This window comes from Pseudoclavibacter sp. RFBA6, assembly GCF_002931575.1.
Classification (GTDB): Bacteria; Actinomycetota; Actinomycetes; order Actinomycetales; family Microbacteriaceae; genus Pseudoclavibacter; species Pseudoclavibacter terrae.
The window spans coordinates 431393-456338 of the sequence record NZ_PSUA01000015.1; the positions used below are offsets into that span (position 1 = coordinate 431393).

Consider the following 24946-nt stretch of genomic DNA (forward strand, 5'->3'; position numbering starts at 1 on the left):
ATACATTAAGGGATGTTCGAACGAGGAGGTTCCATGCGTGCCAGTGATCGGGTCTACGCGGTGCTCCGCGAGGAGATCCTCGCGGGCGCGCTTCCACCCGGCACCGTCCTCACCGAGGTGGAGCAGGGAAGCCGCCTCGATGTCTCCCGCACGCCGGTCCGCGGCGCCTTCACTCGGCTTCTCGCCGATGGCTTGGTCCGCAGCCAGTCGCCTCGGGTCCTCGTCGTCTCCGAGATCAGCACCGAGCGGGTCGTGCAGCTCTACGAGCTCCGAGAGGCGCTCGAGACGCAGGCCGCGGCGCTCGCGGCGATGCGCCGTGACGCGACGCAGTTCGAGGCCATCCGCATCCGACTGCTCGAGGCCCCTCAGCTGCTCGAGCTCGGCGACGCGGGTGTCATCGAGTACTTCGAGCTGGTGGATGCCCTCGATCGTGCCATCGATGAGGCGGCCGCCAGCGAGTACCTGAGCGTGGCGCTCGAGTCCTGCCGCCTTCACTCGTCACGGGTGCGCAGGCTGTCGAGCCACAATCCGGAACGACTCCGGGAAGCGGCGAGCGAGCACCTCGGTGTCGTCGACGCGATCCTCGCGAGGGACCCGCGCCTCGCATCGCACGCGACCCACTTCCACCTGCATCGGAGCCTCACGACCGCGCTCGCCTCACTGCAGGCGCATGAGCCGCAGCCGAGCGCGCCACGCCCGACCCTGCCCCAGCCATCTCCTCCCGAAGGGATCCTCTCCACGTGAATCTCCACGACGTCCGAGTCCACCGAAGCGACGAGAACCTCGACCGCCACGACCAGTTGGCGTGGAAGATCGCCGAGGTCGCGGCCGACCCCGTCCCCGTCCAGGCGGACGTGACCGACATGGTCATCAACCGGGTCATCGACAACGCCGCAGTCGCAGCGGCCTCCCTCACCCGGGCCCCGATCGTCGCGGCCCGCGACCAGGCGCTCGCGCACGGCGTCTCGCGGCACGGCGCCGGCGCGACGCTCTTCGGGCTCGAGGATGCGCAGCGCACGTCGCCGGAGTGGGCGGCCTGGGCGAACGGCGTCGCGGTGCGCGAGCTCGACTACCACGACACGTTCCTCGCCGCCGAGTACTCGCATCCGGGCGACAACATCCCGCCGATCCTCGCCGTCGCCCAGCACCTCGCCGGCCAGCGGGCGATCTCCGGTGAACAGCTCGTGCGCGGCATCGCGACCGGCTACGAGATCCAGATCGACCTCGCCAAGGGCATCTGCCTCCACAAGCACAAGATCGACCACGTCGCGCACCTCGGCCCATCGGCCGCCGCGGGCATCGGCACGCTCCTCGGCCTCGACGCGGAGACGATCTTCCAGGCCGTCGGCCAGGCACTGCACACGACCACCGCGACGAGGCAGTCGCGCAAGGGCGAGATCTCAACGTGGAAGGCGCACGCGCCGGCCTTCGCGGGCAAGATGGCGGTCGAAGCCGTCGACCGCGCCATGCGCGGCCAGACCAGCCCGACCCCCATCTACGAGGGTGAAGACGGGGTCATCGCCTGGCTCCTCGGCGGCGTGGATGCGCGCTACCAGGTGCCGCTCCCGGGTTCGGGAGAGTCGAAGACCGCGATCCTCGACAGCTACACGAAGGAGCACTCGGCCGAATACCAGGCGCAGGCCTGGATCGACCTCGCCCGCAAGCTCCACAACGAGCACCCGCAGCTGGCGACGGCCCCCGACCGGATCGAGCGCATCCTCATCCGCTCCTCCCACCACACGCACTTCGTGATCGGCTCCGGAGCGAACGACCCGCAGAAGTACGACCCGACGGCCAGCCGGGAGACGCTCGACCACTCGATCCCGTACATCTTCACGGTCGCCCTGCAGGACGGCGCCTGGCACCACGTCGGCTCGTACGCGCCGGAGCGTGCGGCGAGGCCGGACACGGTCGAGCTGTGGAAGCGCGTCGTGACCGAGGAGGATCCCGAGTGGACCCGCCGCTACCACTCGCTCGACATCGCCGAGAAGGCGTTCGGCGGCAGCGTTGAGATCACGCTCACCGACGGCACGGTCATCCGTGACGAGATCGCAGTCGCCGACGCGCATCCGCTGGGCGCGCGGCCGTTCGCGCGCGCAGAGTACGTGAACAAGTTCCGCACCCTCGCGGCCGGAGTCGTCGACGACGGCGAGATCGAGCGCTTCCTCGACACGGCCCAGCGCCTCCCCGAGCTCGCGCCTGGAGAGCTCGGCCAGCTCGGCTTCGTCGCGCTGCCCGGCACGATCGAGTACACCGAGGGTGGGGGGATCTTCTGATGCTGTACGCCAAGACCAGCCCCGCCGACAAGCGCGCCGCGTTCCGCGCGAGCCTCGCGAGCGGCGAGCTGCTTCGCTTCCCTGGCGCCTTCAACCCGCTCTCGGCCCGCCTCATCGAGCAGAAGGGCTTCGAAGGCGTCTACATCTCCGGAGCCGTGCTCTCGGCCGACCTCGGGCTGCCGGACATCGGCCTCACGACGCTCACCGAGGTCGCCGGGCGTGGCAAGCAGATCGCCCGCATGACCGAGCTGCCCGCCATCATCGACGCGGACACCGGCTTCGGCGAGCCGATGAACGTCGCCCGCACCGTGCAGGAGCTGGAAGATGCAGGGCTCGCGGGCATGCACATCGAGGACCAGGTCAACCCGAAGCGCTGCGGACACCTCGACGGCAAGCAGGTCGTCGACGAGGAGACCGCGCTGAAGCGCATCAGGGCGGCGGTGGATGCGCGGCGAGACGACAACTTCCTCGTCATGGCCCGCACCGACATTCGGGCGGTCGAGGGGCTCGACGCCTCCATCGACCGCGCCAGGAAGCTCGTCGACGCGGGTGCCGACGCCATCTTCCCCGAGGCCATGGCCTCGCTCGAGGAATTCGAGGCCATGCGCGCCGCGGTCGACGTACCGCTGCTCGCCAACATGACCGAGTTCGGCAAGAGCGAGCTCTTCACGGTGCAGCAGCTCGCCGACGTCGGCATGAACCTCGTCATCTGGCCGGTCTCGACGCTCCGCATCTCCATGGGGGCGACCGCCGGTGCGCTCGACGAGCTCATCAGCCACGGGACCCTCACCGGCAAGCTCGACGAGATGCAGCACCGCTCGGAGCTGTACGACCTTGTCGACTACGAGGGGTATAACCACTTCGACAGCGGAGTGTTCAATTTCAGCGTTCAGGAAAGGCCGGGTCAACGATGACTGAGCAGGAGATCTACAAGGGCCTCGCAGGGGTGCCCGTCGACTACAGCGCCATCTCGAAGGTCAATCCGGAGACGAATTCGCTGCTGTACCGCGGCTACCCGGTGCAGGAGCTCGCAGCGCAGAAGAGCTTCGAGGAGGTCGCCCTGCTGCTGTGGGGCGGCGAGCTGCCCAGCGAGTCCGAGCTCGCCGACTTCGTGGCGCAGGAGCGCGCGGGTCGTGCGCTCGCGGACAACGTGCGCGCCGTGATCGACGCGCTGCCGACGACAGCGCATCCCATGGACGTGGTGCGCACGGCAGTGAGCATCATCGGCGCCAACGACCCGGACGCGGAAGACCCGTCGGCGGAGGCGGAGCTCGCGAAGGCGAAGGCGCTCTTCGCCGCGCTGCCCGCGATCGTCGCGTACGACCAGCGGCGCAGGCACGGGCTGGAGCTCGTCGAACCGCGCGATGACCTCGACTACTCGCAGAACTTCCTCTGGATGACCTTCGGTGAGGAGGCGGCCCCCGAGGTCGTCGACGCCTTCCGCGTCTCGATGGTGCTCTACGCCGAGCACTCGTTCAACGCATCCACGTTCACCGCCCGCGTGATCACCTCCACGACGGCCGACCTCTACTCGGCGGTCGTCGGCGCCGTCGGCGCGCTCAAGGGCGCGCTGCACGGCGGCGCGAACGAGGCGGTCATGCACACGTTCGACGAGATCGGCGAGGCCGCCAACGTCGAGGCGTGGCTCGACGACGCCCTCGCGAACAAGAAGAAGATCATGGGCTTCGGGCACCGCGTCTACAAGAACGGCGACTCACGCGTGCCCACCATGCACGCGGCGCTCGAGCGGCTGGTCGAGCACTACGACCGCCGGGACCTGCTCGAACTGGCCGAGGCCCTCGAGAGGAGCTTCGGCGAGCGGAAGGGCATCAAGCCCAACCTCGACTATCCGGCTGGCCCCGTGTACCACCTCATGGGGTTCGACACCCAGACCTTCACGCCGCTCTTCGCGGCGGCGCGCATCACCGGATGGACGGCTCACATCATGGAGCAGGCGGCGGCCAACTCGCTCATCCGCCCGCTCGCGGTCTACAACGGCGTCGACGAGCGTCACCTCGACGGCTGACCCGCGGCCGGGCCTCGCTGGACCACTCGGGATGGGAATGTCGCTTCGTGTTGGGGAACTTCCCGCAACGAAGGGATGTTTCCAGCCGGAGCGTCGAAGATGCCTCGATCGGGGCCGCGCGTGCGGCGTCGCTCAGCGCGGACGGATGCTGGCCGACGTCTCGAGAAGCCTCGGCGCCTCGAGACGGTACAGCCCCCACGTGCCGCTGCGCTCATAGCTGAGGTACCCGCCGTCGACGAGGATCCGCAGGTGGTGCGAGGCCGTGGACTGCGCGCATCCGAGAGCAGCGACCAGCTCGGTCACCGTCGTCGGCCGATCGGGATTCGCCGCGACGAGCGAGAGGATTCGCAGCCTCGTCGGGTCTGCGAGCACCTGGAGTCCGTGGGCGAGCGCGTTGGCGCTCGCAGCGTCGAGCGGAGCCGCGGAAGCGGCACCGGGCCACGCGAAATCAGGAGTCGGCGTCACGACCACGCCCGCCCGCCTGCCCGAGGCGCAGCTTGGTGCACAGGTACTGCAGCGTGCGCAGCTCGTCGGCGTCGAGCGCGCTTGTCATCCGCTCCTGGATGTTGCGCATGTGGGTGCGCGCCGCGCGCGTGAACTCGGCCCGACCGTCCGGGGTGATCTCGATGAGCGTGGAGCGCAGGTCGAGCCGGTCGTCGATCTTGACGAGGAAGCCGCGCTGCACAAGCCGATCGACGAGCCGCGACACGGACGACTGCGTGATGAGCACGTTGCGGTTCAGGTCTCGCAGGCGGATGCGACCCTGCGGTTCGCGGACGACGTTGAAGAGCACGTCGTACTCGTTCATCGACATCGAATTGCTCGCGAACTCGCCGCGCAGCTCACGCATGATGGAGACCTGCGCACGAAACAGCGATTCCCACGCCTCTACGGGGTTGCTCGTCGTCGGCATCGGGCCTCCTGCTTCTTCGTCTCGGCAGCTTCCGTCGAGTGTACTGGCCAGTACATTGCTCGGCGGAATCCGGCGCGATGATGGGGCAGGACTGCCCTGATCCGGGTGCTTCGATGCGGAGGAGGGAACGGTTCGGCGTGCCCTCAGAGGCGGTCGGGTGACTGCGCGTTCGGGTACAGCACGTCGACGTCGGCGTGTCGGTCGAAGCGGTACCCGGTTCCGCGCACCGTGCGCACGATGTCGCCGTACGCGCCGAGCTTCGAGCGGAGGCGTCGGACGTGCACGTCGATGGTGCGCTCGTTCGGTCGCTCCTCGTCGCTGTCGCGCCAGAGGATGTCGATGATCTCCGTGCGGTCGACGGTGCGGCCCTCGCGAAGCACCAGCGCCTGGAGGAGCTCGAACTCCTTGTAGGTGAGGCCGGCGTTCTCGCCGGAGACGCTCACGCGCTTGCGGGTCGTGTCGATCGTGACGCCCTCCGCCGGGTCCGGCTGGTGGTCCTCCTCGACGCCGCGCGCGGCCAGCGCCTGCGGGTCCTGGAGCGCGAGGCGAACGACCTCGACGTCGCGACCTCCCGCGCCCTTGGGGGCGAGCGCCACGGCGGCGTGCGTCTCAGCATGCGGCGCAACCTCGGCCGTGACGCGCTTGAGCGCTTCGACGAGCTCGGTGAGCGTCGTTCCGTCGAGGTTGGCTTTGGCCTCGTCGAGGCCGACGTAGAGAACGAAACCGCGCGCCTCTGGCGCGGCGGGGACCGCCTGGACGTAGGCGGGGCGGGGGGTTTCTGGGATCTGGGTCACGGCATTCAGGGTGCGGGGGCGGCGGAAGTCGGTTGCGAGAGACATTGGATGAAGTCCTTTGAGGTGATGATGCTCGAGGCGCCCGCGTGCAGGCGGGTCCGGTTCGCGACGGTTCGCGAACGATGCCGAGGGGCTGGAGCCTCGGCGGGATGCGACCGGGTGCAGAGAGCTGTGCGGTCACGCTGGCCCAAGGGGCGCAGTGTTCCTTCTTCGAGAGAGAGCTTCACGGAGAAGGGGGCGAAGAATGCGGCGACTCGACGAGCAGAATTCGGAGTCAGCGACACATTCGACAGGACATCGCGGTGCTGGGCATCATCATGCCAGCGGTTCCCGTCGCCGAAAAGGCGGTCAGGGTGCGCGATGGGTTCGTCATGCGGCCAGTATGTTTCGTCGTGACCGCGCATGTCAACAGATGACGCGAAGTTTATTCCGCGACACCGTAGAGGCGGTCGCCCGCGTCGCCGAGGCCAGGCACGATGAAGCCGTCTTCGTTCAGGCCCTCGTCGAGCGCTCCGACGACGACGGTGACGTTCCGGTCCGCGAACGCCTCGCGCATCCGCTCGATGCCCTCGGGGGAAGCGACGATGCAGATCGCCGTCACGTCGACCGCGCCTGCATCGAACAGGAAGTCGATCGCGGCGACAAGTGAACCGCCGGTGGCGAGCATCGGGTCGAGCGCGAAGCACTGTCGGTTCGCGAGATTCTCGGGAAGACGCTTCGCGTAGGTCTCCGGCTGCAGCGTCTCCTCATTGCGGCGCATCCCGAGGAAGCCGACCTCGACGTTCGGGACGAGCTTGAGGAAGCCGTCGAGCATGCCAAGGCCAGCGCGGATGATCGGCACGACCAGCGGGACGGGGTCGGTCATGCGCAGCCCCGTGGTCGTGGCGACGGGCGTCTGCAGTTCGTAGGACTCCGTGCGCACGTCGCGGGTCGCCTCGTAGCTGAGCAGCGTCACCAGCTCCTCGACAAGCGAGCGGAACTGCTGCGACGAGGTCTTCTCGTCCCGCAGCACCGAGAGCTTGTGGGTGATGAGCGGGTGGTCGGCTACGTGCAGGCGCATGAAATACAGAGTAACGAAGCCGGAGGCATCCCGGTGACATCCGCGCAGACCCGCAGCCCCGGCGGTGGGAAGATGGGCAGCGTGTCACTCCACGTCGACGAGCGCCTGCACGAGCTCATGGGAATCGCCCTTGGCGAGGCAGAACTGGCGCTCGCGAGCGAGGACGTGCCCATCGGGGCCGTCGTCACCGACGCATCCGGCGCCGTCATCGCGACCGCTCACAACGAGCGCGAGCTGACCGGCGACCCGACCGGTCACGCCGAGGTGCTCGCCCTGCGCCGCGCCGCGGAGCGGCTCGGTACGTGGCGGCTCGACGGATGCACGCTCGTCGTCACGCTCGAGCCGTGCGCCATGTGCGCTGGCGCGATCCTCTCCGCCCGCATCGGCACCCTCGTCTACGGCGCCTGGGACGACAAGGCAGGCGCCGTCGGGTCGCGGTACGACCTCGTGCGAGATCGACGGCTGCCAGAACGGGCGGTCGTCATCGCGGGCGTGCGCGAGGCGGAGTGCGGGGCCCTCGTGCGGGGCTTCTTCCGCGACTGACTCCCGAGCGCTCCGGCTAGTCGACGGAGCGGATGACGATCGACTCGGTGCTCACGTGCACGTTGTGGCGTTCCGTCACGTCCGGCTCCACGAAGATCGCCTCCGCGTGAGGCGCCGCCTCACGGACGAGGGCGCGCAGCTGGGCGAGGACCGGGGGAAGGTCGAGCACCTGGGGGAGGTTCAGCACGGAGACGCGCACGCCGACGAGCGTGACTCGGTCATCGACTTCCACGCTGCGCACCTGGAGCACTTCACCCACGTGCGGGTTTTCGAGCAGCAGTTCGCGGATGTGTGCGGCGAGTTCCGGATTCGGCACGAGTTCCCCTTCGACGGTGACGAGTAACGGCCAGCATACCGAGACCACCCTGACGTCTCTCAGAGCAGGTGCTGCATTCGGGCGTTGTCGGTGGTGCATCCGTACAATCCGGGTATGACGGCACTGACTTACGCGTTCCTCGGCGGCGGCAACATGAACGGCGCGATCCTGCGCGGGCTGCTCGATGCGCCCCTCGGCGAAGGTGCGCGCGTCCACGTCACGACGAGGTCGGCGGCTTCCGCCGCCGCCGCTGACAGCGACGTCCGGGTCACGACGACGGCGCTCGAGAACGAGCCGCGTGCGAACCTGGCCGCAGTCGAGCACGCGGACGTCGTCGTCCTGGGCGTCAAGCCCTATCTCATCGGCGAGCTCCTCGACGAGATCGCGTCCTCGCTCAAACCGGATGCAGTGGTCATCTCCGTGGCCGCCGGCGTGCGCCTCGAGAGCCTGGCCGCCCGGCTGCAGGAGGGCGCCCAGATCGTCAGGTCGATGCCCAACACGCCCGCGAGCATCGGGCTCGGGGTGACGGGCCTTGCCGCCAACGCGTCGACGAGCGAGCAGTCGCTGGCCGTCGCGGTGGCGCTCTTCGAGAGCGTCGGACGCGTCGCCACCGTCGACGAAGACCGCATCGACGCGCTCGCGGCCGTCTCCGGCTCAGGGCCTGCGCACGTGTTCCTGCTGATCGAGCAGTACCTCGAGGCGACGAAGCGCCTGGGCTTCGATGAGGGCCTCGCCAGGGAGCTGGTGGTCGGCACGTTCGAGGGAGCCGTCGGCATGGTCGTGCGCGACCCGGACACCGAGCCGGCCGAGCTGCGCCGGCGCGTGACCAGCCCGAACGGCACCACCGAGCGCTCCGTCGCCGAGTTGCAGGACGGCGACCTCGCGAGTCTCTTCGAGCGTGCGTTCGCCGCGAACCAGCGACGCTCGGCCGAGCTCGCCGCCGAGAACTCCTGAGCACCACACGCTTCGCCCGCACGGCGGCGGGCACTGGGGCAGGGGATGCGTAGGCTTGATGACTTGAACGAACAGCGGGAGGGGCGGCCATGAGCGGTCGGAAGCACGTCTTCACGGAAGACCTGTACCTCGTGCTCGGCGTCTCCCGCAGCGCGTCCTTCGAGGAGATCCGGCGAGTCGGGCGCGCACGGCAACGTGAGTCGCATCCCGACCTCGGCGGCAGCTCCGACGACTTCGTGCGGGTCCGCCTCGCGGTCGAGGTGCTCACCGAGGAGAGCACCCGCCAAGAGCATGACGCCTGGCTCTCCGGCGGCGGCTCGCGGCGTGTCCGCTCGCAGCAGCGGACCCAGTGGGCTCCGACGAGCAGACGCTCGGCCGGCGGGGGTGGTCGATTCCGCACGCCACCGCGCTCCGGGGCGACCAAGGAGTCCGCCACCTCAGCCCCGCGCCGCAGCGCGCACGCGGAACCCGCGACCCGCGACGCCCCGCCCCCTGCCCGCATCCCGGCCCAGAGCTTCGACGTCCGGCGCATGGCCTGGTTCCGCACCCGCTGGCCGGAGCACCCCGTGTACTGGCCGCCGGCTGTGGCCGCGACGCGTCCGTTCACGCGCCGCGAGCTGACGGCAGTGTCGGTGCACGCCGCCATCGTCATCGTCGGCGCGCTGCTCCTCGTGCTCGACGTGTCGTTCGCTCGGCTCACCGTTCCCACGTTCGGGCCAGGCATCGAGCCGACGATGTGGCCGGCCGTGCTCCTCTACGTGGGATTGAGCGCTGCCTGGCTCGCCCTGCGTCTCAGAGTCCGCGCGAACCGCTGGGCGCTGGCCATGTGGCTCGCGACCCTCGTGATCGCCATCGCGGCGAGCGTGCTGTCTGCGACCCTCGGCGTCATGTCCCTGTTCGCCACGACGGCCGGCATGCAGAACCCGGCCTTCGCGAGCCTGCTCGTGCAGGCCGCCATCTACCTCGCCGCGGCCGTGTCCGGCTACTTCGCGTGGTCGGGTCTCGCCCAGCGACGCATCGCGGTCACCAGGGAGCGGCTGCTGGTGCAGCTCGCCAACGAGTCGGCCCCGCCTGCAGGCGGTGGCAGGCGGGTCTGGGGCGAACCTGGCCAGACCGCCATGGATGCGGGTGGCACTGCGGGCGGAACGAACCCCATGCGCGCGTTCCTCGCCCAGCGCTCCGTCGGCGAGCCGCTCGCCCAGCTTCTCCGCATCCCCGGTGTTCGAGTCGTGCACGGGCTGCGCGTCCCCGGCCAAGCGGCTGGTTCGATCGCGCACGCCATCGTCAGCGGTCGCAGGGTCGCGCTCGTCGACGACGAGCTGTGGGCGCCCGGCACGTACGGCATCTCGCGCGACGGTGAGCTCACCCACAACGGCGTCGCCTTCTCCTCACCTGCCGCCGAGTTCCCACACGCTGTCGAGCGCTTCCACGAGCTGTTCGGCGAGATGTCCGAGGTTCGCGGCTGGATGACGGTGGTCGCGGAACGCGAGGGGCCCCTCGAGGTCGACAACGCGCTCACCTGGCAGCGAGTGCGCCTCGCGACGACGGAGTCGCTGCTGCGCGAAGTCGGCGACTGGCTCGCCGGCGACGGCAACCGGGTCGACCGGCTGCTGCTGCGCGACCTGATCGCGCACAAGCGCTGACCCGGGCTCGGCAGGGCCTCCGTCGCGCAGCCGACACCCGGCGGAACGGAATCAGTCGTGCGGCCGATCCCACGGCATCCGCCGCTGAGTAGCGTCGAAGCATGAGCAACCACAGCATGACTCCGACCCCGACCGGCAGTGCTCCGCTCACCGAGCAGCGCGCCTCCGGCAGCAGCAGACTCACGTACGACCACGCGCTGAGCCCGATCGGTCGCGGAAAGGGCTGGTGGAGGGGCGTTCTCTTCATCGCGTTCCTCGTGGCCGGGTTCTTCGCGACGTCGCTGACCATCGGCCTGATCGGGTTCGGTATCTCGGCGCTCACCGGCGAGCTCACCGAGGCGCAGATGACGGCGATGATGGAAACCGGCGTCGTCCCGATGACGCCCTCGATCTTCGTCACCAACAACCTCGCGCTCGCGGCCCTCCTCCCGCTCGCCTACCTCGGCCAGCGGATGCTGTTCGGCGTCCGGCCGGGCACCATCTCGTCGGTGACGGGCCGCTTCCGCTGGTCCTGGTTCCGCAAGCTCGCGCTGGTCATCGTTCCGGTCTTCGCCGTCTACTCGGCCGCGCTCTTCCTGCTCGAGCCAGCCGAGCTCAACATCGACGGCACCGCGATGCTCATGCTCGCGTTCGTGCTGCTCACGACGCCCTTCCAGGCCGCAGCTGAGGAGTATGTGGCGCGCGGCGGCTTCCAGCGCGCCGCCGGCTCATGGTTCGCTGGCCCACAGCTGTCCTTCATCGTCGGAACCGCCGTCTCCGCAACGCTCTTCTGCCTCGCGCACGGTGCGGGCGACTGGTGGCTCATCGGGTACTACTTCTTCTTCGGCGTGATCATGTCGGTCACCGTCAAGTACACGGGCGGGCTCGAGAGCGCCGTGCTCATCCACGCGTCGAACAACGTCATGCTGTTCATCCCGGCCGTGCTCACCGGCCAGCTCAGCGAAGGCATCGACCGCTCCGCGGGGGCGGGTGGCCCGATCATGCTCCTCCCTGCCGCGTTCCTGGCCGTCGTCGCCGCCTTTGTCATCTGGCGCGCGAAGAAGGAGGGCATCGAGACCACGACGGCCCCGCTCGTCACCGCCAAGCAGCGTCGCGAGGCCGAGGCTCGGGCCGCCTACGAACTGCACGCTCAGCAGCAGGCGCAACTCGCCCAGCAGGCCGCGCAGCAGCCCATGCAGACCTACGGCGGCACTCCGAATCAGGGCTACGGTCAGGCTTCGAGCCAGCAGCCCGGCCAGGTGCCGAACCAGCACTACGGCCAGGCCCCGAACCAGGGTCAGCCGCAGCCGGGTTCGACGCCGCCGGCTGGCACGAACCAGCGTCCCGAGTAGCGCCGGTCGCTCGGCCGAATCCCCGGTACGACGAAGCCCCTCGAGATGGAACCAGCGTCCATCGCGAGGGGCTTCTCTGCGTCAGCGGGCGTCGAACGCGTGCTTCGCCTCGGCCGCGAGGCTCGGTTCGCGGAACACGGCGAGCGCGGTCGCCGCGAGCATCCGAGCCCCGTCGGCGATCGTCGCTGAGGCGTTCGGGCCGTCTGCGGCCTCGGCGAACTCCCTCGTGTGCGTGACGCCGTCGGGAATGAGCTGGATCATCGGGTGAATCGACGGGACGACGTGGCTGACGTTGCCCATGTCGGTGGACCCGGTGATGGGCTCCTCCGTGACCGGCCGCCCGATCCGCTCGTAGGCCGAGTGGGCGAGACCCGCGAGCACCGGATTCGAGATGAGCGAGTAGTAGGCGGGGGTGTTCTCCTCGATCAGCACCGAGGATCCCGTCGCGAGCGCGGCACCTTCGAAGCAGGCACGCACCCTGGGCACGATGTTCTCCAGCAGATGGTCCCGCTCGTTGGCGCGCACGAAGATGCGAAGCGCCGCACGCTCGGGGATGATGTTGGGCGCCTGCCCACCGTCGGTGACGATGGCGTGCACGCGGGCATCGTCGGTCAGCTGCTGCCGCAGCAGGCCGATCGCCGTCAGCGACAGCGTGGAGGCGTCGAGCGCGTTGATGCCCAGCTCGGGGCTCGCGGCGGCGTGGCTGGCGCGCCCCGTGAACGTGACGTCGAGCGCCACCCGGGACAGCGTCGAGCCGCCGACGGTGTTCGTCGCCGCCGGATGCACCATGATCGCGAGGTCGATGCCGTCCAGCACCCCTCCCTCGATCATCGGGACCTTGCCAGCAGCGCCCTCCTCGCCTGGGCTGCCGATCACCACCAGGTGGGCGGGGGTTCCAGGGGTGGCCGTGAGCGCGTCCTTCAGCAGCATCCCCGCGCCGAGCCCGCTGGCCGCGATGATGTTGTGTCCGCAGGCGTGGCCGATGCCCTCCAGTGCGTCGTACTCGCAGAACACGGCGATCGTCGGGGTCTCGTCGCCCGCATCCGGGGTCGACCAGCGGCCGACGAATGCCGTGTCGAGGCCAGCGAAGCCGCGTTCGACCGCGAACCCGGCCGACTCGAGCTCGGACGAGAGCCGCGCCGCGGCGTGCACCTCGGTGAAGCGGATCTCCGGGTTGGCGTGCAGGTCGGCGGCGACGTCGACGAGCAGGGGCAGTCGGGCCGGCAGGTGTGCGCCGAGCTCGTCGACGATGGCGGGCACGTGGTCGGTGCGGATGTTCATATTCGGTGTTCCTCCACTTGGTTCGGGGTCGGAGTCGGGTCGACGGGCGCGCAGATCAGCCGCCCATCATGAGGGAATGGCCGGGGCCGACGGGCAGCTCGAAGAGGCCCCACACGAGCAGCTGCAGCAGCCAGACACCCCAGATCGCGATCGTGAACGGCATGACCAGGCTGAACAGGGTGCCGAGGCCGCCCTTCGGCGCCCACTTCTGCATGAGGCCGAGGACGACCGGGAGCAGCGGGTTCATCGGCACGAGCGGGTTCGAAGCCGAGTCGGTGATGCGGAACGCGGCCTGCACGTAGGCCGGGTCGACGCCGTTGAGCATGAACATGGGCACGAAGATCGGCGCGAGCAGGGTCCACAGTGCAGACCCGCTCGTGAGCAGCAGTGCGGGGACGAACACGAAGACGCTGAAGATCATGAGGCCGCCGATGCCGCCGAGCCCTGTCGCCTCCATCGCGTCCGCCCCGCCGGTGGCGAGGAGCAGGCCGATCTGCGACCACGAGAACCAGGCGATGGCCTGGGCCGCCGTGAAGATGACGACGATGAACGGCACGAGCTCCTTGACCGCGTCCGTCATCATGCTGGGGACCTGCGCCCAGCTCGTGAGGGTGCCCGCGATGATGCCGTAGGTGATGCCGCCGATGAGGAACATGAAGAGGATGAAGATGGGGATGCTCGACATGAACGGCGAGCGCAGGATGGCGCCGTCCTCACCTTGCAGGGCGGAGCCCGGCAGCAGGAGGAGGACCACCAGCACCGCGAGGTAGGCGACGATCGCGACCGCCGCGATGAGGAGTGCGCGGCGCTCCTTGCTGGTGACCGGCTTCGGGTCGGAGTCGGGAGTGAGTGCGCCCGGGAGGAGCTTCGTCTCCGGGGGTACGTACGTGCCGAGCTTCGGTTCGAGGAAGCGCTGGCAGACCAGGGTGATCGTGATGGACAGAATCACGGTCGACGACGCGAAGAAGTAGTAGTTCGCGAGCACGGAGACCTCGGCGCTCGGGTCGACGATCTGCGCGGCGCTCGTCGTGATGCCGGACATGAGCACGTCGGTGCCTGCGGGGACCACGTTCGCGCTGAAGCCCGCGATGACGGCGGCATACGAGGCGATGAACCCGGCGAGCGGGTGCCGACCCGCGGCGAGGAAGGCGGCCGCGGCGAGTGGGGGCAGGATGATGACCGCCGTGTCCGACGCCAGGTTGCCCATGAGGCTCACGAAGACGACCACGTACGTCACGGCCCACTTCGGTGCGGAGAGCACCGTGGCGCGCATGAAGGTGCTCAGCAGGCCCGTGCGCTCCGCGACGCCGATGCCGAGCATGACCGTGATGATGAGGCCGAACGGGGGGAACGTGATGAAGTTCTCGATCGCCGTCGAGACCGCGTAGACGAGGCCCTCCGAGGAGAGGATGCTGCGGATGGGGACGACGTCGCCGGTTGCCGGGTCGATCGTCGAAGCGCCGAGTCCTGCCGCAATGGCCGAGGCGACCGCGACGAGGCCGGCGAGGATGAGGAAAAGGAAGAACGGATGCGGGAGGCGGTTGCCGATGCGCTCGACGCCGCGCAGCATCCTTCCGCTGAGTCCTGGCGCCTCTGCGAGCGTGAGCTCCGTGGTGTCAGTCCGAGTCATGAGCACTCCGATGTTCGAGGGGACTTCGCTGTCCTGAGTGTTCTGATTCTGCTTTACGGCTTTGTTACGGTGGTCGCATCTGGCCAGAAATTGGTCCAGTATGTTCGATATGGATCTCCAGGTGCGAGAAGCGTCCCCGGTGCTGTCCGAATCGGACCTCGCGCTCATCGACGTCATGCAGGAGGACCCGCGGGCGCCGTGGGCGCAGATCGGTCAGACGATCGGCGTCAGCGCTCCCACCGCCCGCCGCCGCTGGGAACGGCTCCAAGCTGACGACTCCGCCTGGGTCACGACGCACGTCGGCTGGAACTCCGGGGTCGTCACCGCCATCGTCGCGGTGCAGTGCAGGCCAGGGGCCGTCGAGACCGTCATCGAGGCGTTCGTCACGCACCCGCGGGTCGTGACGATCGCCGAGATCACCGGCGACCACGACCTCATGCTCACCGTCCTCGTCCCTGACGTGCACGAGCTGCGTCGGTTCCTCCGTCTCGGCCTGACCTCGCACGCCGACGTCGCACGCATGCGCACCATGCTCGTGACGCGGATGTTCCTGGACGGCTCGCACTGGCGATCCGGGTTCGGCACCTCCTCCCGACAGGTAGAGGCCCGAGACGGCAGCACGTCCCCGTCTGCGTCGCTCTCACCCGCCCTTGCGACGGCCATCAGCATCCTCGAACGCAACGGTCGCGCGCCCAGCAGCGAGCTGGCCTCGGCGCTCGGGGTCTCGGAAGCGCACGCGAGGCGGTTCGTGCACCGCGCAGTGAGGTCCGGGCACATCGTGCAGCGCATCGACGTGCAGCTCGAGCAGCCCCGCTGGCCGTATTCGCTGGTGCTGTGGATGGTCGTCCCGGCCGGCCGCCTCTACTCGGCCGCCGCGCGCATCAGCCAGCGGCAGTCCGTGCGTGCCTGCGCGGCGCTCGCGGGAGGCAGCGCGAACCTGTACGCCATCGTCTGGCTGAGCTCACTCGCAGAAGCGCCGGACGTGGAGATGCAGATCGTGCAGGACGGTGACGTGCGCGTCGTCGAGCGCAGCATCATGCTCCACTACAGCAAGCGCATGGGGCACGTGTTCGACGGCAGCCAGCGCCGCACCGGCCACGTGCCCTGGGTCGACGGTGCGGCTACGTGAGGGCGGCGAACCGCTCCACGTCGGAAGCTGAACCCGAGACGATCACGAGGTCGTGGTTCGAGACCACGGTGTCGGCCATCGCGTAGGTGAACGGCTTGCCCGGGCTCTTCACGCCGACAACCGTCACTCGGTACTTCGTGCGCACCCCGGACTCCATGAGCGGCACCCCGCGGATCGCCTTCGGCGGGTAGAGCTTCACGAGCACGAAGTCGTCGTCGAACTGGATGAAGTCGAGCATCCGCCCCGAGAGCAGGTGCGCGATGCGCTCACCCGCCTCACGCTCCGGGTAGATGACGTGGTGCGCGCCGATGCGGCCGAGAATCTTGCCGTGCGTCGCCGACATGGCCTTCGCCCAGATCTGCGGCACCTTCAGGTCAGACAGGTTCGCCGTCACGAGCACGCTCGACTCGAGCGACGTGCCGACCGCGACGACGGCGACCGCGAACTCGTGCGCACCGATCTGCCGCAGCGCCTCGATGTTGCGCGCATCCGCCTGGACGGCGTGCGTCACGCGCTCCGCCCACTTCTGGACGAGGCCCTCGTCGGTGTCGACCGCGAGCACCTCTCGCCCCTGACGCTGCAGCTGGCCCGCAGTCGCAGCGCCGAACCGGCCGAGGCCGATGACGAGCACCGGCGCATTGTGTGGAATCGGCTCACCCAACGATGATCCTTTCTTCGGGCAGCCGGAACAGCTGCTTGTGCTCGCTGGACGCGAGGGCTGCGGCCATGGTGACCGTGCCGACGCGGCCGAGCCACATGGTGATGGAGAGAATGTACGCGCCCTGCTCCGGCAGATCGCCGGTGAGGCCCGTCGACAGGCCGCAGGTCGCGAACGCGCTGATCGCCTCGAAGAGCGCCTCGTCGAACGGCACGGAGGCGAAGTGCATGAGCGAGATGGAGGAGACGGCCACGATCGTCGCGCCCCACAGCGTCACGCTGACGGCGAGGCGGAGCACGTCGTTCGGGATGCGGCGACCGAACGCCTGGATGTCGTTGACGCCCTTGGCCTCGGCGAACGCGGCGAGGAAGAGGATGGCCAGCGTCGTGACCTTGATGCCCCCGGCGGTCGATGCGCTGCCACCACCTACGAACATCAGCATCTGCATCGCCAGCATTGTGGCAGGGTCGGCGTTCGCGAGGTCGATCGTGGAGAACCCGCCGGAACGGGTCATGGCAGACATGAAGCCCGCTGTCATCGGACGGAACACGGGCTCCTGCGCGCCGATCGTCGCAGGGTTGTCACCCTCGAGGAAGTAGATCGCGATCGCGCCCAGCACGAAGAGCAGCACGGTCGTCGACAGCGTCAGCTTCACGTGCACGGAGATGCGCTGCCTCGTCTTCACCCAGCGCGTGAGCGCGAAGATGACGGGGAAGCCGAGGCTGCCGAGGAACACTGCGGTCGCGAGGCAGGTCAGCATCCACGCATCCGTCGCGAACGGCTCGATGCCGGTGCTCGTCGGCATGAAGCCCGTGTTGGTGAAGGCCGAGGTCGCCCAGAAGAAGCCGTCCAGGATCGCGTCCCACAGCGGCTCACCGGCGATGAGCAGGCGCGGGATGATGAGCAGCGCGACGCACGTCTCGATGATGACGAGCGAGATCGCGACCGTCGCGAGGATGCCGCCGATGTCGCCGAGCTTCACGGCCTGCGACTCGGAGACCGGGCCAGCGTGCGTGCGCAGGGCGTTGCTGTCGCTCGCGGCGACGAGCTTCTGCCGCAGGCCGAGGCGCCGCGTGACGATCGCGCCCATGATGCTCGCCAGCGTGAGCACGCCGATCGCACCCACCTGCATGCCAAGGAACACCATGAAGTGTCCGAAGCCGGACCAGTGCGTCGCCATGTCGACCACGGAGAGGCCCGTGACGCAGATCGTCGAGACTGCCGTGAAGAGCGCCTCATGGAACGGAGTGACCGTTCCGTCTGCGGACGAGATCGGCAGCATGTAGATCGTCGTCCACAGCAGGATGATGCTCGTGAAGATGATCACCGCGAACCGTGACGGCGTGTGGTGGGCGAAGTCGTCGATCTTCCGGCCGACCGCGGAGACGATGCGCCGCAGCAGCCCATCCGTGTCCACGGGAGCGGGGATGCTCGAGGCCCGCGGTGTGCGCATCACATCCCCACTTCACAGCACAGTCGACCGACGCCTCACGTGCGCGAGGCGTCGGTCATGCTACTCCTCGCGCGTGGAATCGCGAATACGTGGCACGGGAGGATTCGCTCTGCACCTTGTTTCTGCAGTGCTCTGGGCCATAAGGTATTCAACTGACACTCACTTCACTTCCGTAACGCGCGGATCATCCGTCACCTTGGAGCTGCAACACATGGCAAACGACCTGTCTGATGTGCGGTTCCTGACCGTTGCCGAGGTGGCAGAGCTCATGCGGGTCTCGAAGATGACGGTGTACCGACTTGTGCACTCCGGTGAACTTCCCGCGGTGCGGTTCGGCCGCTCGTTCCGGGTGCCGGAGTCGGCAGTCTCCGAGGCCATCAAGCAGTCCGGCCGCGGAGACGAGTTCGGTCAGCACACCGCCTGAGTCTTCCTGGACCCTGAGTTTTTGTCGGACACAGGGTTACCGGCAGGTGGCGTGTAAGCTGGCGCCAGCGATGCCGCAGCCCACCGCTGCGCGCACCTCGTACTTGTAGATAAAGGATGTTCCTATGGGTTCAGTAGTCAAGAAGCGCCGCAAGCGCATGGCGAAGAAGAAGCACCGCAAGCTGCTTCGCAAGACTCGCCACCAGCGTCGCAACAAGAAGTAGTCGCGACGACGCAGAGCGCCGGGCCCTCGGGTCAGGCGTTTTCTGCGTTAAGGCGCGGGTTCGCTCTGGCCGGGAGCGCGCTTGTGGTCGCTCCCCGCGCGTCTTGATGACCACAACACCGCTCTCGTCCGCGTGGTCTCTGCGAGACTCGAGGGCATGACGGATGCGCGCGTTCCGACGATCACCTTCCTGGGCAAGCCGGGCTGCCACCTCTGCGAGGACGCGGAGCCGGTGGTGCGGGAGGTCGCCGCCCGCCACAGCGCTGAGCTGTCGGTGCTGAGCATCCTCGACGACGCAGCGTTGCAGCAGCGCTACGGCGAGCTCGTTCCGGTCGTGCTCATCGATGGCGAGCAGCACTCGCAGTGGTTCGTCGAGGCCGAGCGGTTGGATGCGGCGGTGGCTGCCGCCGCTGCTCGGCGGTGAGCATGGGCTGGAGCTGTCCGCGCCTGAACAGCGGCTTCAGCCTGTGAGGGCGGGCTCGGTGCTGACTCGGCAGACGACGTCGCCGAGGCGGAGGCGGGCTCCGCTCGGCACGCGGTAGACGACGCCCGGCGAGAATGCCGAGTGGCCGGCGCCGCTGAGGTGCACTCCGTGCGTCGAGTGGTAGTCGGTGACGAGGATGCGGCCGGCCCGGTCGAGGTCCACGAGCGCGTGGGTGCGCGACACGGTGTTGTCTCGACTGTCGACGCGGACGGGGATGCGTCCGTCGACGGGCGACGGGTTGCGGCCGACGGCGGCGCTGCCGGCCAGCACTGCGCGGGAGCTGTCGTCGAACTCGATGACGAGGGCCCTGGGCGCGGCAGACGAACGTGCCGCCGTTCGGCGCGATGACCGCCGCGGCCGGTGTTCGGTTCCAGGCCGGGGCATTGGCGTCGGCTCGGTGGTCGGCTCGGTCTGCGTCTCGGTCTGCGTCTCCGGTCTGGTATTCGTCTCGGTTCCGATGGCTTGCGCGAGCTCCGGTGCTCGTGCCGTCCCGGGATCCGGCCTCCTGCTCGGTGCTGTGCTCGCCGCCTGCGAGGATGCCCGACGCAGCGCCCGGCGCCCGGCGCGTGGCTCGCTGATGACCGGCTGGTCGGGCTCAGTGTCGGCGCGCCTCCGAAGGGCGATGCCGTGGCGGAGCAGCGGCTCTGGCGTGCCGCAGCTCGGGCAGCGAGTCTCGGCTGCCGTCGCGATTGCGGCGCAGGCAACGCACGTGCCCACGATGACCGTGAGCTCGGGTTCGCTTCCCACATCGTTCTCCGGCAGTCCGTCGGTCCGGATCGCCCGCATGACCCCCGATGGGTGCACGGCGAACTCCTGCATCCGGTTCTCCTCGTGCAGCTCGAGTCGGATCGCGCGGGCGATGGTCTGCGCGAGGCGAGTGCACCGGGCGACGACGGATGCATGCGCGGCGTCGCGATCGTCGGCGGAGATCTCAGCTGGGGTCGAGTTCCAGGACAGCATGCCGCCGCCACGCGCGTCGATGCGCGCGGTGACACGCGGCCAGGTGGGCACGGCTTCGCCCGGCTCCGGTTCGCGACGTGTGCGTCTTCCCGCCATCAGAAGCTCACCCCGCGCGCGTCGAGGAAGGGAAGCGGATCGACGCGTTCCCCGTCGACGAGCACTTCGAAGTGGAGGTGGCAGCCGGTGGACTGGCCGCTTGTGCCCGTGACGCCGATCTGCTGACCGGCGTTGACGACCGCCCCCACTGCGACGAGGTAGCCGTCAGCTTCCATGTGGAGGTACTTCGTGACGAGCCCACCGCCGTGGTCGACTCTGATGGTGCCGTTCCCGGAGCTGTCCGGTTCGGCTTCGACGACGGTCCCTGACTGCGCGGCCCAGATCTGCCCGCCGCAGCCGCCCGCCGCGAGATCGATGCCGTTGTGCATGCGCCATTCGAATTCGGTTGGGTGGAACCGGTTCCCGAACGTGTCGGTGAGCGCGCCGGCACCGGGTGCGGCCCAGCCCGAGGGGCTCAGGATCGCGGCGCTGCCGCTGCCGCTGCCACCGGCGCCGCCGGCAGCCGCGCTTGCCGCCCCACAGCCGCCGTCCGCGTCCGCACTGGCTCCGGCGGCCGGGAGAGTTCCCGTGCCAAACCCCGTGCTGCTTCCGCTGATGGTCTCGCTCACGGCGACGGCCGCCTGCCAGTACTTCGCATAGTGCTGCGGGTCGGCGTTTCCCTGGACGCGATGTGCGGCCTCCGACGGTGCGAGCGCGTCGCGCTCGGCGACTGCGAGCAGCGCGGTGAAGAAGCTGCTGGCGCTTGCGTGCGGATCCATTCGGTCGGCGTAGCTCCCCCACGCGCCGTTGTCGCGTTGCTGAAAGAGCCCCCGTGAGTCGGGACCGGCCGCGTCGCCGTGGTCGAGCACCTGCAGGGTCGACTCGCCGATGGCGGTCATGACCCCGATGACCTGGTCGCGGACCCCGAGACCGGCCTCGCGGCCCGCGGTCAGGATGTGTGCGGCATTCGAGAGCTGCGTGCCAGCGAACTCGGCCGGCTCGCCATCGATCGTGGTGCTGACGGTGAGGCCCGACGCCGAGGCCGGGTCGGCATCGATGGCACCGGCGGCGCCCCCAGGCCCGCCTGTGCTGGTTCCCGTAGCGGTGCCGAGCGGAACGATGGGCACCGAGAACCCGGAGGTGGCGCAGGCCGCCACGCTCGCGAGCGATGTGCTCGCGATGGTCGTGAGCACCAAGGTCCCGAGCAGCAGTGCCGGCGCGAGCAGGATCGCGATCGCGCCGACCGACCACGCACCGGCTCGCGAGCTCACGAGGCTCCGTCCGGTGGTGTGATCTGGCTGACGAGCCAGGGCCCGGATCCGTCGCGCACGAGCAGGAGCCGGTACGAACCGCCGCCTGTCGGGACAACGACGCGGGCGAGGTAGCCGCTGGCGTCGCGTTCCACCGCGATCTGCCCGTCGGCTGTCACCGCAGGGATGGACGCCGGGTCGACAGAGCTCAGCGCCGCGACCGCCGCCGCGGTGAGGTGGGGTTGGAGCGCCTCGAGCCAGTCCCGCTGGGAGTCGTCGCGACGCAGGTAGGCCCTCATGGCGGCGGACGCGACGCCGATCGCCGCGGCATCCGACCCGTCATCGTGTGTCGGCGAGGGCTCCGGGGCCTCCGCCTCGATGTGCTCGTCCTGCGACCCGTCGGCGGGCTCAGGCGGTCGATCCGCCGGCGCGAGTCGGCTCGGCGATGTCGTCGGCGGCCCGTCGGCTGGCGAGCATCCGCTCACTCCCAGGGCCAGCGCTGCCAGCGCGGCAATTGCGATCTTCTGGCGCATCGAGCACCCCTTCCCAGCCACAGCTCGGCCGCGGCGAGCACCAATCTAGGTCGCTCGGAGCGGCCCGGCCTCGGCCTGTGGATAACTCTCGGTGGCCACCTGGGCCGTGCGTAGAGTCCATTCCTGTACCGAGCCGGCACCAACACCGACGAGCCATCTGAGGGCGTCGACGGTTCGGCTCCGACACCGGGGCGAGACACGGCGCCGAGCCTCGAGCGCGTGTGGTCCGACCCCGGTGCTGCCTGACCCCGCCTGCGTGGGGCCGCTCTTCGGCGCGCGTTCTCGCGCCTTCATCTCGACAGGAGACCTCTGATCATGACGACCGTCGCACTCGCGATCTTGCTCGACACCACCACGCACCTGGTGACGCTGCCCGACCCCGACCCCGTGCAGCCTCCGGGGACGGAGGGCCTCACGACGCTGCTCGGCTGGGTGAAGTGGATCGGGCTCGCGGTGTGCGTGCTCGGCCTCATCGCCGCCGGCACGATGATGGCGATCCAGTCACGCAGAGGCGAGGGCGGCGAGCACGCGGGCAAGATCGGCATGGCGCTCGGCGGGGTCATCATCATCTCGGCGGCGACGAGCCTCGTCGGCTTCTTCGTCTGACGTGCGGCGGGTGAGCATCATGCCGAACAGCAGACCGAGACCGCGCCGATCGGCCCGCCTCAGCTCCGGAACGCCCTTGGGGCGCCCCGGGTTCGTCGTGGCCGCGCTCGGCGTCGCGCTCCTGGTGGTGGCCGGTGTCGTCGTCTCGGTCCTGGCGGCGTTCGGGGGTGAGGCTCCCGGTGGGGGTGAGGGCGCGCCGGCCGAGCTGGCGAGGTCCACTCCAACGCTCGACGCACGCGCCGATCCCCGGCCTGCCGGTGCCGGCGACACGCTGTCACCCAGCCGCTGCGGGCTGTCCGAACCCGGTGCGCCTGACCCTGCCGAGTCGGAGGAGTGGCGGCTCGCGATCGCGCCCGAGACCAGCTGGCGGGATGTCGACGTGAACCTCGCCCCGAGCGCACCGGCCGCGGGTCCGGGGGAGACCCACGAGCCAGGGTTCGCCTCCTGCTTCCAGCGTTCGCCGGAGGGGGCGCTGTTCGCCGCCGCGAACTTCCTCGTCCAGTCGAACACGGCGGGTCTCCGGGTCCCGCTCCTCGACTATGCCCTGGCATCTGGCCCCCATCGAGATGCGCTCCTCGCAGCGTCGAAGTCGGGGGCAGAGTCGGGCTCCTCGGGTGAGCTCATCCGACTCCAGATCGTGGGCTACCGGATGCTCGCCTTCGACGGCCAGACCGCGCGCGTCGACGTCGCCCAGCGCGTCACGGTCGATGGCGCGAGCAGCTTCATCGCCGCCGTCGTCGACCTCGAGTGGGTCGACGGCGACTGGCGGATCCCGACCGACGAGCCGCACCCCGTGCGCATGCAGGCGCTCGGCGACGTCGGCGGCTACGTACGGTGGGGTGCCTGATGGCTGACTGCGGACTCGGCGACTTCGAGTGCTATTCGAAGGAGATCGCCTCGACGGTGTGGAGCCGAACGCGTGAGGCGCTTCAGAACGACGTCAACGAATGGGTGGCCGAGCAGATCTCGACGCTCGGCACCATGTGGGTCGACGTGCCGACACCAGACCTCGGGACGACGGGAGCCGCGGCAGGTTCGGCTGCCGCCGCGCCGACCGGCGACGTCGAAGCGCACCTCGGCACGGTGCTCGGGTACGTCAGCTGGATCTCGGGCACGGTCGCCGTCCTCGGGCTCGTGCTCCTGGCCGTCATGGTGGGGCTCCGCATCCGCTCGGGCGATGGGGTCCCGTTCCACGGCAGACTGTTCGCGGTGCTCGCGGGCGGGGTCCTCATCGCGGGCGCCTCCTCGCTGGTGTCCGCGCTCGTCCCCACCGCCCCGGCGGCGTCGACCAACACCGCGACGTTCCTGCAATCTTCGACGTGGTGGATCGCGGGCGTCTGCGCCATCGCCTCCGTCATGATCGGCGGCGCGCGCATGGCGTGGGAGCAGCGGGCCAGGCCGGGGCAGGAGCTTCTGAAGAGCCTGCTCACGCTGGTGGTCGTCGCGAGTGCGGGCCTCACGATCGTGTGGCTGCTCGTCCGCGCGGGGGACTCCTTCTCGACCTGGATCATCGACGAGTCGCTCGAGTGCGACCTCGACGGGGCCCCGAACTGCTTCAAGGACAACGTGGGCGTCATGCTCGGGGGCTCCGTCGCGGGCCTCGCCGGCGGTGCTGCCGGCAGCTCCGGCGGAGCGGTCGTGAGCGGCATCAGCAACGGCCTCTTCATCGGCGTGATCGTCGGTCTCGTCTCGGTGGTGCAGGTGCTGCTCATGATCGTGCGAGGCGGGATGCTCGTCATCCTCTCGGGCATCCTGCCGCTCGCCGCGTCTGCGACGAACACGGAGCTCGGCAAGGGGTGGTTCCAACGCTGCGTCGCCTGGCTGACCGCGTTCATCCTCTACAAACCGGCCGCGGCGATCGTCTACGCCGCCGGTTTCCGCATGAGCGGGGCCGCCCCGTCCTCGGAGGGCAGCGCCGTCCTGACCACCTATACGGGACTCGTCATCCTCGCCCTCGCCATTGTCGCGCTCCCCGCACTCATGCGCTTCGTGACGCCCATGGTCGGGGCGCTCGCCTCGAGCGGCGGGGGCGCATCCATCGCCAACGCGGTCGCGGACCGCGTTCCGGAGGGCGCGCGCCCCCGACCGAGCACCGCGCCACAGGGCAGCAGCGCCTCGCGCGGGGTCACTGGGGCGCCACGAGGCGGGGCACCGACACCAGGGGCAAGGGCGACGCCGCCCAGATCCCCGTCAACGCCGGGCTCCCCAGCGCCGTCGCTCGGGCCGGCGAAAACCTCCGCCTCCCCGGGGGCAGCGTCCGGAGCAGGCGCGGCGGCGGGAGCAGGCAAGGTCGCGGGTGGTCCATACGCTGCGGCGGCGCTCACGGCCGTCCAGCCCGTGAAGAAGGCTATCCATTACGGCACGGATGCTGCGATCACGGTCGCGGAGCGGACAACAGGAGAGGAGCCGAGCGGTGGTCGATAG

27 protein-coding genes are annotated in these 24946 nt (G+C 69.4%); 15 read left to right on the top strand and 12 right to left on the bottom strand.

What is annotated here, in order from left to right:
- Positions 1-33 precede the first annotated feature (33 nt).
- Genes C5C17_RS16750 through C5C17_RS16765 form a run of 4 tightly spaced genes read left to right on the top strand, consistent with a single transcriptional unit; the run spans position 34 to position 4302 of the window.
- Positions 34-744 carry a GntR family transcriptional regulator gene (locus C5C17_RS16750; protein ID WP_104254505.1) on the top strand — a complete coding sequence of 237 codons (711 nt, stop codon included), beginning with the start codon at positions 34-36 and terminating at the stop codon, positions 742-744.
- The gene (locus C5C17_RS16755; RefSeq protein ID WP_104254506.1) at positions 741-2276 is read left to right on the top strand and encodes an MmgE/PrpD family protein; all 1536 of its coding nucleotides are present in this window, start codon (positions 741-743) and stop codon (positions 2274-2276) included. The genes C5C17_RS16750 and C5C17_RS16755 overlap by 4 nt, the downstream gene beginning before the upstream one ends.
- The gene (gene prpB, locus C5C17_RS16760) at positions 2276-3190 is read left to right on the top strand and encodes a methylisocitrate lyase (RefSeq protein WP_104254507.1); all 915 of its coding nucleotides are present in this window, start codon (positions 2276-2278) and stop codon (positions 3188-3190) included. Before C5C17_RS16755 ends, prpB begins: the two co-directional genes overlap by 1 nt.
- Positions 3187-4302 (top strand): bifunctional 2-methylcitrate synthase/citrate synthase, encoded by a 1116-nt coding sequence (locus C5C17_RS16765; RefSeq protein WP_104254508.1) that lies wholly within the window; start codon positions 3187-3189, stop codon positions 4300-4302. The genes prpB and C5C17_RS16765 overlap by 4 nt, the downstream gene beginning before the upstream one ends.
- Before the next feature lie 132 nt (positions 4303-4434).
- Here C5C17_RS16765 and C5C17_RS16770 read toward each other — a convergent pair whose 3' ends face one another.
- The 4 genes from C5C17_RS16770 to upp all read right to left on the bottom strand — a co-directional run bounded on the left by C5C17_RS16770 (position 4435) and on the right by upp (position 7069).
- A complete protein-coding gene (locus tag C5C17_RS16770) occupies positions 4435-4773 on the bottom strand; it encodes a helix-turn-helix transcriptional regulator (protein WP_104254509.1) in 339 nt (112 codons plus the stop codon).
- A complete protein-coding gene (locus tag C5C17_RS16775; RefSeq protein ID WP_104254510.1) occupies positions 4751-5215 on the bottom strand; it encodes a MarR family winged helix-turn-helix transcriptional regulator in 465 nt (154 codons plus the stop codon). The genes C5C17_RS16770 and C5C17_RS16775 overlap by 23 nt, the downstream gene beginning before the upstream one ends.
- Positions 5216-5358: 143 nt before the next feature.
- Entirely contained in the window at positions 5359-6054 is a 696-nt protein-coding gene (locus C5C17_RS16780; protein ID WP_104254511.1) for a winged helix-turn-helix domain-containing protein, read from the bottom strand.
- 379 nt (positions 6055-6433) lie between these two features.
- Positions 6434-7069: a uracil phosphoribosyltransferase gene (upp, locus tag C5C17_RS16790; RefSeq protein WP_104254513.1), complete on the bottom strand. Its 636-nt coding sequence runs from the start codon at positions 7067-7069 to the stop codon at positions 6434-6436.
- An 81-nt stretch (positions 7070-7150) separates the two neighbouring features.
- On the opposite strand from upp, the gene C5C17_RS16795 reads away from it, so the two are divergent.
- Positions 7151-7612, top strand: a complete 462-nt coding sequence (locus C5C17_RS16795) for a nucleoside deaminase (protein ID WP_374953923.1) — start codon at positions 7151-7153, stop codon at positions 7610-7612.
- A gap of 16 nt (positions 7613-7628) precedes the next feature.
- Here the strand turns inward: C5C17_RS16795 and C5C17_RS16800 are convergent, their stop codons facing one another.
- Positions 7629-7928, bottom strand: coding sequence for a hypothetical protein (locus C5C17_RS16800; protein ID WP_146079215.1), 300 nt, complete (start codon positions 7926-7928; stop codon positions 7629-7631).
- A gap of 114 nt (positions 7929-8042) precedes the next feature.
- Here C5C17_RS16800 and proC point away from each other — a divergent pair, with 114 nt between their 5' ends.
- The 3 genes from proC to C5C17_RS16815 all read left to right on the top strand — a co-directional run bounded on the left by proC (position 8043) and on the right by C5C17_RS16815 (position 11856).
- Positions 8043-8882, top strand: a complete 840-nt coding sequence (proC, locus tag C5C17_RS16805) for a pyrroline-5-carboxylate reductase (RefSeq protein WP_104254515.1) — start codon at positions 8043-8045, stop codon at positions 8880-8882.
- An 89-nt stretch (positions 8883-8971) separates the two neighbouring features.
- On the top strand, positions 8972-10525 hold the full coding sequence (locus C5C17_RS16810; RefSeq protein WP_104254516.1) for a DnaJ domain-containing protein: 1554 nt from the start codon (positions 8972-8974) through the stop codon (positions 10523-10525).
- Positions 10526-10626: 101 nt separating this feature from the next.
- Positions 10627-11856, top strand: a complete 1230-nt coding sequence (locus C5C17_RS16815; protein WP_104254517.1) for a CPBP family intramembrane glutamic endopeptidase — start codon at positions 10627-10629, stop codon at positions 11854-11856.
- A gap of 81 nt (positions 11857-11937) precedes the next feature.
- Here C5C17_RS16815 and C5C17_RS16820 read toward each other — a convergent pair whose 3' ends face one another.
- Both C5C17_RS16820 and C5C17_RS16825 read right to left on the bottom strand, forming a co-directional pair.
- Entirely contained in the window at positions 11938-13137 is a 1200-nt protein-coding gene (locus C5C17_RS16820; RefSeq protein ID WP_104254518.1) for a M20 family metallopeptidase, read from the bottom strand.
- A 55-nt stretch (positions 13138-13192) separates the two neighbouring features.
- Entirely contained in the window at positions 13193-14767 is a 1575-nt protein-coding gene (locus C5C17_RS16825) for an AbgT family transporter (protein ID WP_104254635.1), read from the bottom strand.
- Between the two features lie 109 nt (positions 14768-14876).
- Here C5C17_RS16825 and C5C17_RS16830 point away from each other — a divergent pair, with 109 nt between their 5' ends.
- Positions 14877-15896, top strand: a complete 1020-nt coding sequence (locus C5C17_RS16830) for an Lrp/AsnC family transcriptional regulator (RefSeq protein ID WP_181028652.1) — start codon at positions 14877-14879, stop codon at positions 15894-15896.
- Here the strand turns inward: C5C17_RS16830 and C5C17_RS16835 are convergent.
- Both C5C17_RS16835 and C5C17_RS16840 read right to left on the bottom strand, forming a co-directional pair.
- Positions 15889-16557, bottom strand: a complete 669-nt coding sequence (locus tag C5C17_RS16835; protein ID WP_068478414.1) for a TrkA family potassium uptake protein — start codon at positions 16555-16557, stop codon at positions 15889-15891. The two genes, C5C17_RS16830 and C5C17_RS16835, sit on opposite strands and share 8 nt — an antisense overlap.
- On the bottom strand, positions 16550-18007 hold the full coding sequence (locus C5C17_RS16840; RefSeq protein WP_104254520.1) for a TrkH family potassium uptake protein: 1458 nt from the start codon (positions 18005-18007) through the stop codon (positions 16550-16552). Before C5C17_RS16840 ends, C5C17_RS16835 begins: the two co-directional genes overlap by 8 nt.
- Before the next feature lie 211 nt (positions 18008-18218).
- Between C5C17_RS16840 and C5C17_RS16845 the strand changes: the two genes are divergently transcribed.
- From C5C17_RS16845 to C5C17_RS16855, 3 genes are all read left to right on the top strand, one after another.
- Positions 18219-18431, top strand: a complete 213-nt coding sequence (locus C5C17_RS16845) for a helix-turn-helix domain-containing protein (protein WP_104254521.1) — start codon at positions 18219-18221, stop codon at positions 18429-18431.
- Between the two features lie 124 nt (positions 18432-18555).
- On the top strand, positions 18556-18654 hold the full coding sequence (locus tag C5C17_RS16850) for a 30S ribosomal protein bS22 (protein WP_082775156.1): 99 nt from the start codon (positions 18556-18558) through the stop codon (positions 18652-18654).
- Positions 18655-18810: 156 nt separating this feature from the next.
- A complete protein-coding gene (locus C5C17_RS16855; protein ID WP_104254522.1) occupies positions 18811-19077 on the top strand; it encodes a glutaredoxin family protein in 267 nt (88 codons plus the stop codon).
- Between the two features lie 36 nt (positions 19078-19113).
- On the opposite strand, the gene C5C17_RS16860 is transcribed toward C5C17_RS16855, so the two are convergent.
- From C5C17_RS16860 to C5C17_RS16870, 3 genes are read right to left on the bottom strand one after another with little or no spacing between them, the layout of a single operon-like run.
- A complete protein-coding gene (locus C5C17_RS16860) occupies positions 19114-20148 on the bottom strand; it encodes an FHA domain-containing protein (RefSeq protein ID WP_181028653.1) in 1035 nt (344 codons plus the stop codon).
- A 44-nt stretch (positions 20149-20192) separates the two neighbouring features.
- Entirely contained in the window at positions 20193-21404 is a 1212-nt protein-coding gene (locus tag C5C17_RS16865) for a M23 family metallopeptidase (protein ID WP_258066265.1), read from the bottom strand.
- Positions 21401-21916 (bottom strand): hypothetical protein, encoded by a 516-nt coding sequence (locus C5C17_RS16870; RefSeq protein ID WP_104254524.1) that lies wholly within the window; start codon positions 21914-21916, stop codon positions 21401-21403. The genes C5C17_RS16865 and C5C17_RS16870 overlap by 4 nt, the downstream gene beginning before the upstream one ends.
- 315 nt (positions 21917-22231) lie before the next feature.
- Here C5C17_RS16870 and C5C17_RS16875 point away from each other — a divergent pair, with 315 nt between their 5' ends.
- The 3 genes from C5C17_RS16875 to C5C17_RS16885 are packed head-to-tail and all read left to right on the top strand — an operon-like array spanning position 22232 to position 24946.
- The gene (locus tag C5C17_RS16875) at positions 22232-22522 is read left to right on the top strand and encodes a hypothetical protein (RefSeq protein WP_219820526.1); all 291 of its coding nucleotides are present in this window, start codon (positions 22232-22234) and stop codon (positions 22520-22522) included.
- A 19-nt stretch (positions 22523-22541) separates the two neighbouring features.
- Entirely contained in the window at positions 22542-23369 is an 828-nt protein-coding gene (locus C5C17_RS16880; protein ID WP_146079216.1) for a hypothetical protein, read from the top strand.
- Positions 23369-24946 carry a hypothetical protein gene (locus C5C17_RS16885; RefSeq protein WP_104254526.1) on the top strand — a complete coding sequence of 526 codons (1578 nt, stop codon included), beginning with the start codon at positions 23369-23371 and terminating at the stop codon, positions 24944-24946. Before C5C17_RS16880 ends, C5C17_RS16885 begins: the two co-directional genes overlap by 1 nt.

Coding starts and splice junctions, on each gene's coding strand:
- C5C17_RS16750 (WP_104254505.1), top strand. CDS start 34: ATGCGTGCCAGTGATCGGGTCTACGCGGTGCTCCGCGAGGAGATCCTC.
- prpB (WP_104254507.1), top strand. CDS start 2,276: ATGCTGTACGCCAAGACCAGCCCCGCCGACAAGCGCGCCGCGTTCCGC.
- C5C17_RS16765 (WP_104254508.1), top strand. CDS start 3,187: ATGACTGAGCAGGAGATCTACAAGGGCCTCGCAGGGGTGCCCGTCGAC.
- C5C17_RS16775 (WP_104254510.1), bottom strand. CDS start 5,215: ATGCCGACGACGAGCAACCCCGTAGAGGCGTGGGAATCGCTGTTTCGT.
- C5C17_RS16780 (WP_104254511.1), bottom strand. CDS start 6,054: ATGTCTCTCGCAACCGACTTCCGCCGCCCCCGCACCCTGAATGCCGTG.
- upp (WP_104254513.1), bottom strand. CDS start 7,069: ATGCGCCTGCACGTAGCCGACCACCCGCTCATCACCCACAAGCTCTCG.
- proC (WP_104254515.1), top strand. CDS start 8,043: ATGACGGCACTGACTTACGCGTTCCTCGGCGGCGGCAACATGAACGGC.
- C5C17_RS16810 (WP_104254516.1), top strand. CDS start 8,972: ATGAGCGGTCGGAAGCACGTCTTCACGGAAGACCTGTACCTCGTGCTC.
- C5C17_RS16815 (WP_104254517.1), top strand. CDS start 10,627: ATGAGCAACCACAGCATGACTCCGACCCCGACCGGCAGTGCTCCGCTC.
- C5C17_RS16820 (WP_104254518.1), bottom strand. CDS start 13,137: ATGAACATCCGCACCGACCACGTGCCCGCCATCGTCGACGAGCTCGGC.
- C5C17_RS16825 (WP_104254635.1), bottom strand. CDS start 14,767: ATGACTCGGACTGACACCACGGAGCTCACGCTCGCAGAGGCGCCAGGA.
- C5C17_RS16830 (WP_181028652.1), top strand. CDS start 14,877: ATGGATCTCCAGGTGCGAGAAGCGTCCCCGGTGCTGTCCGAATCGGAC.
- C5C17_RS16840 (WP_104254520.1), bottom strand. CDS start 18,007: ATGCGCACACCGCGGGCCTCGAGCATCCCCGCTCCCGTGGACACGGAT.
- C5C17_RS16845 (WP_104254521.1), top strand. CDS start 18,219: ATGGCAAACGACCTGTCTGATGTGCGGTTCCTGACCGTTGCCGAGGTG.
- C5C17_RS16850 (WP_082775156.1), top strand. CDS start 18,556: ATGGGTTCAGTAGTCAAGAAGCGCCGCAAGCGCATGGCGAAGAAGAAG.
- C5C17_RS16855 (WP_104254522.1), top strand. CDS start 18,811: ATGACGGATGCGCGCGTTCCGACGATCACCTTCCTGGGCAAGCCGGGC.
- C5C17_RS16870 (WP_104254524.1), bottom strand. CDS start 21,916: ATGCGCCAGAAGATCGCAATTGCCGCGCTGGCAGCGCTGGCCCTGGGA.
- C5C17_RS16875 (WP_219820526.1), top strand. CDS start 22,232: ATGACGACCGTCGCACTCGCGATCTTGCTCGACACCACCACGCACCTG.
- C5C17_RS16880 (WP_146079216.1), top strand. CDS start 22,542: ATGCCGAACAGCAGACCGAGACCGCGCCGATCGGCCCGCCTCAGCTCC.
- C5C17_RS16885 (WP_104254526.1), top strand. CDS start 23,369: ATGGCTGACTGCGGACTCGGCGACTTCGAGTGCTATTCGAAGGAGATC.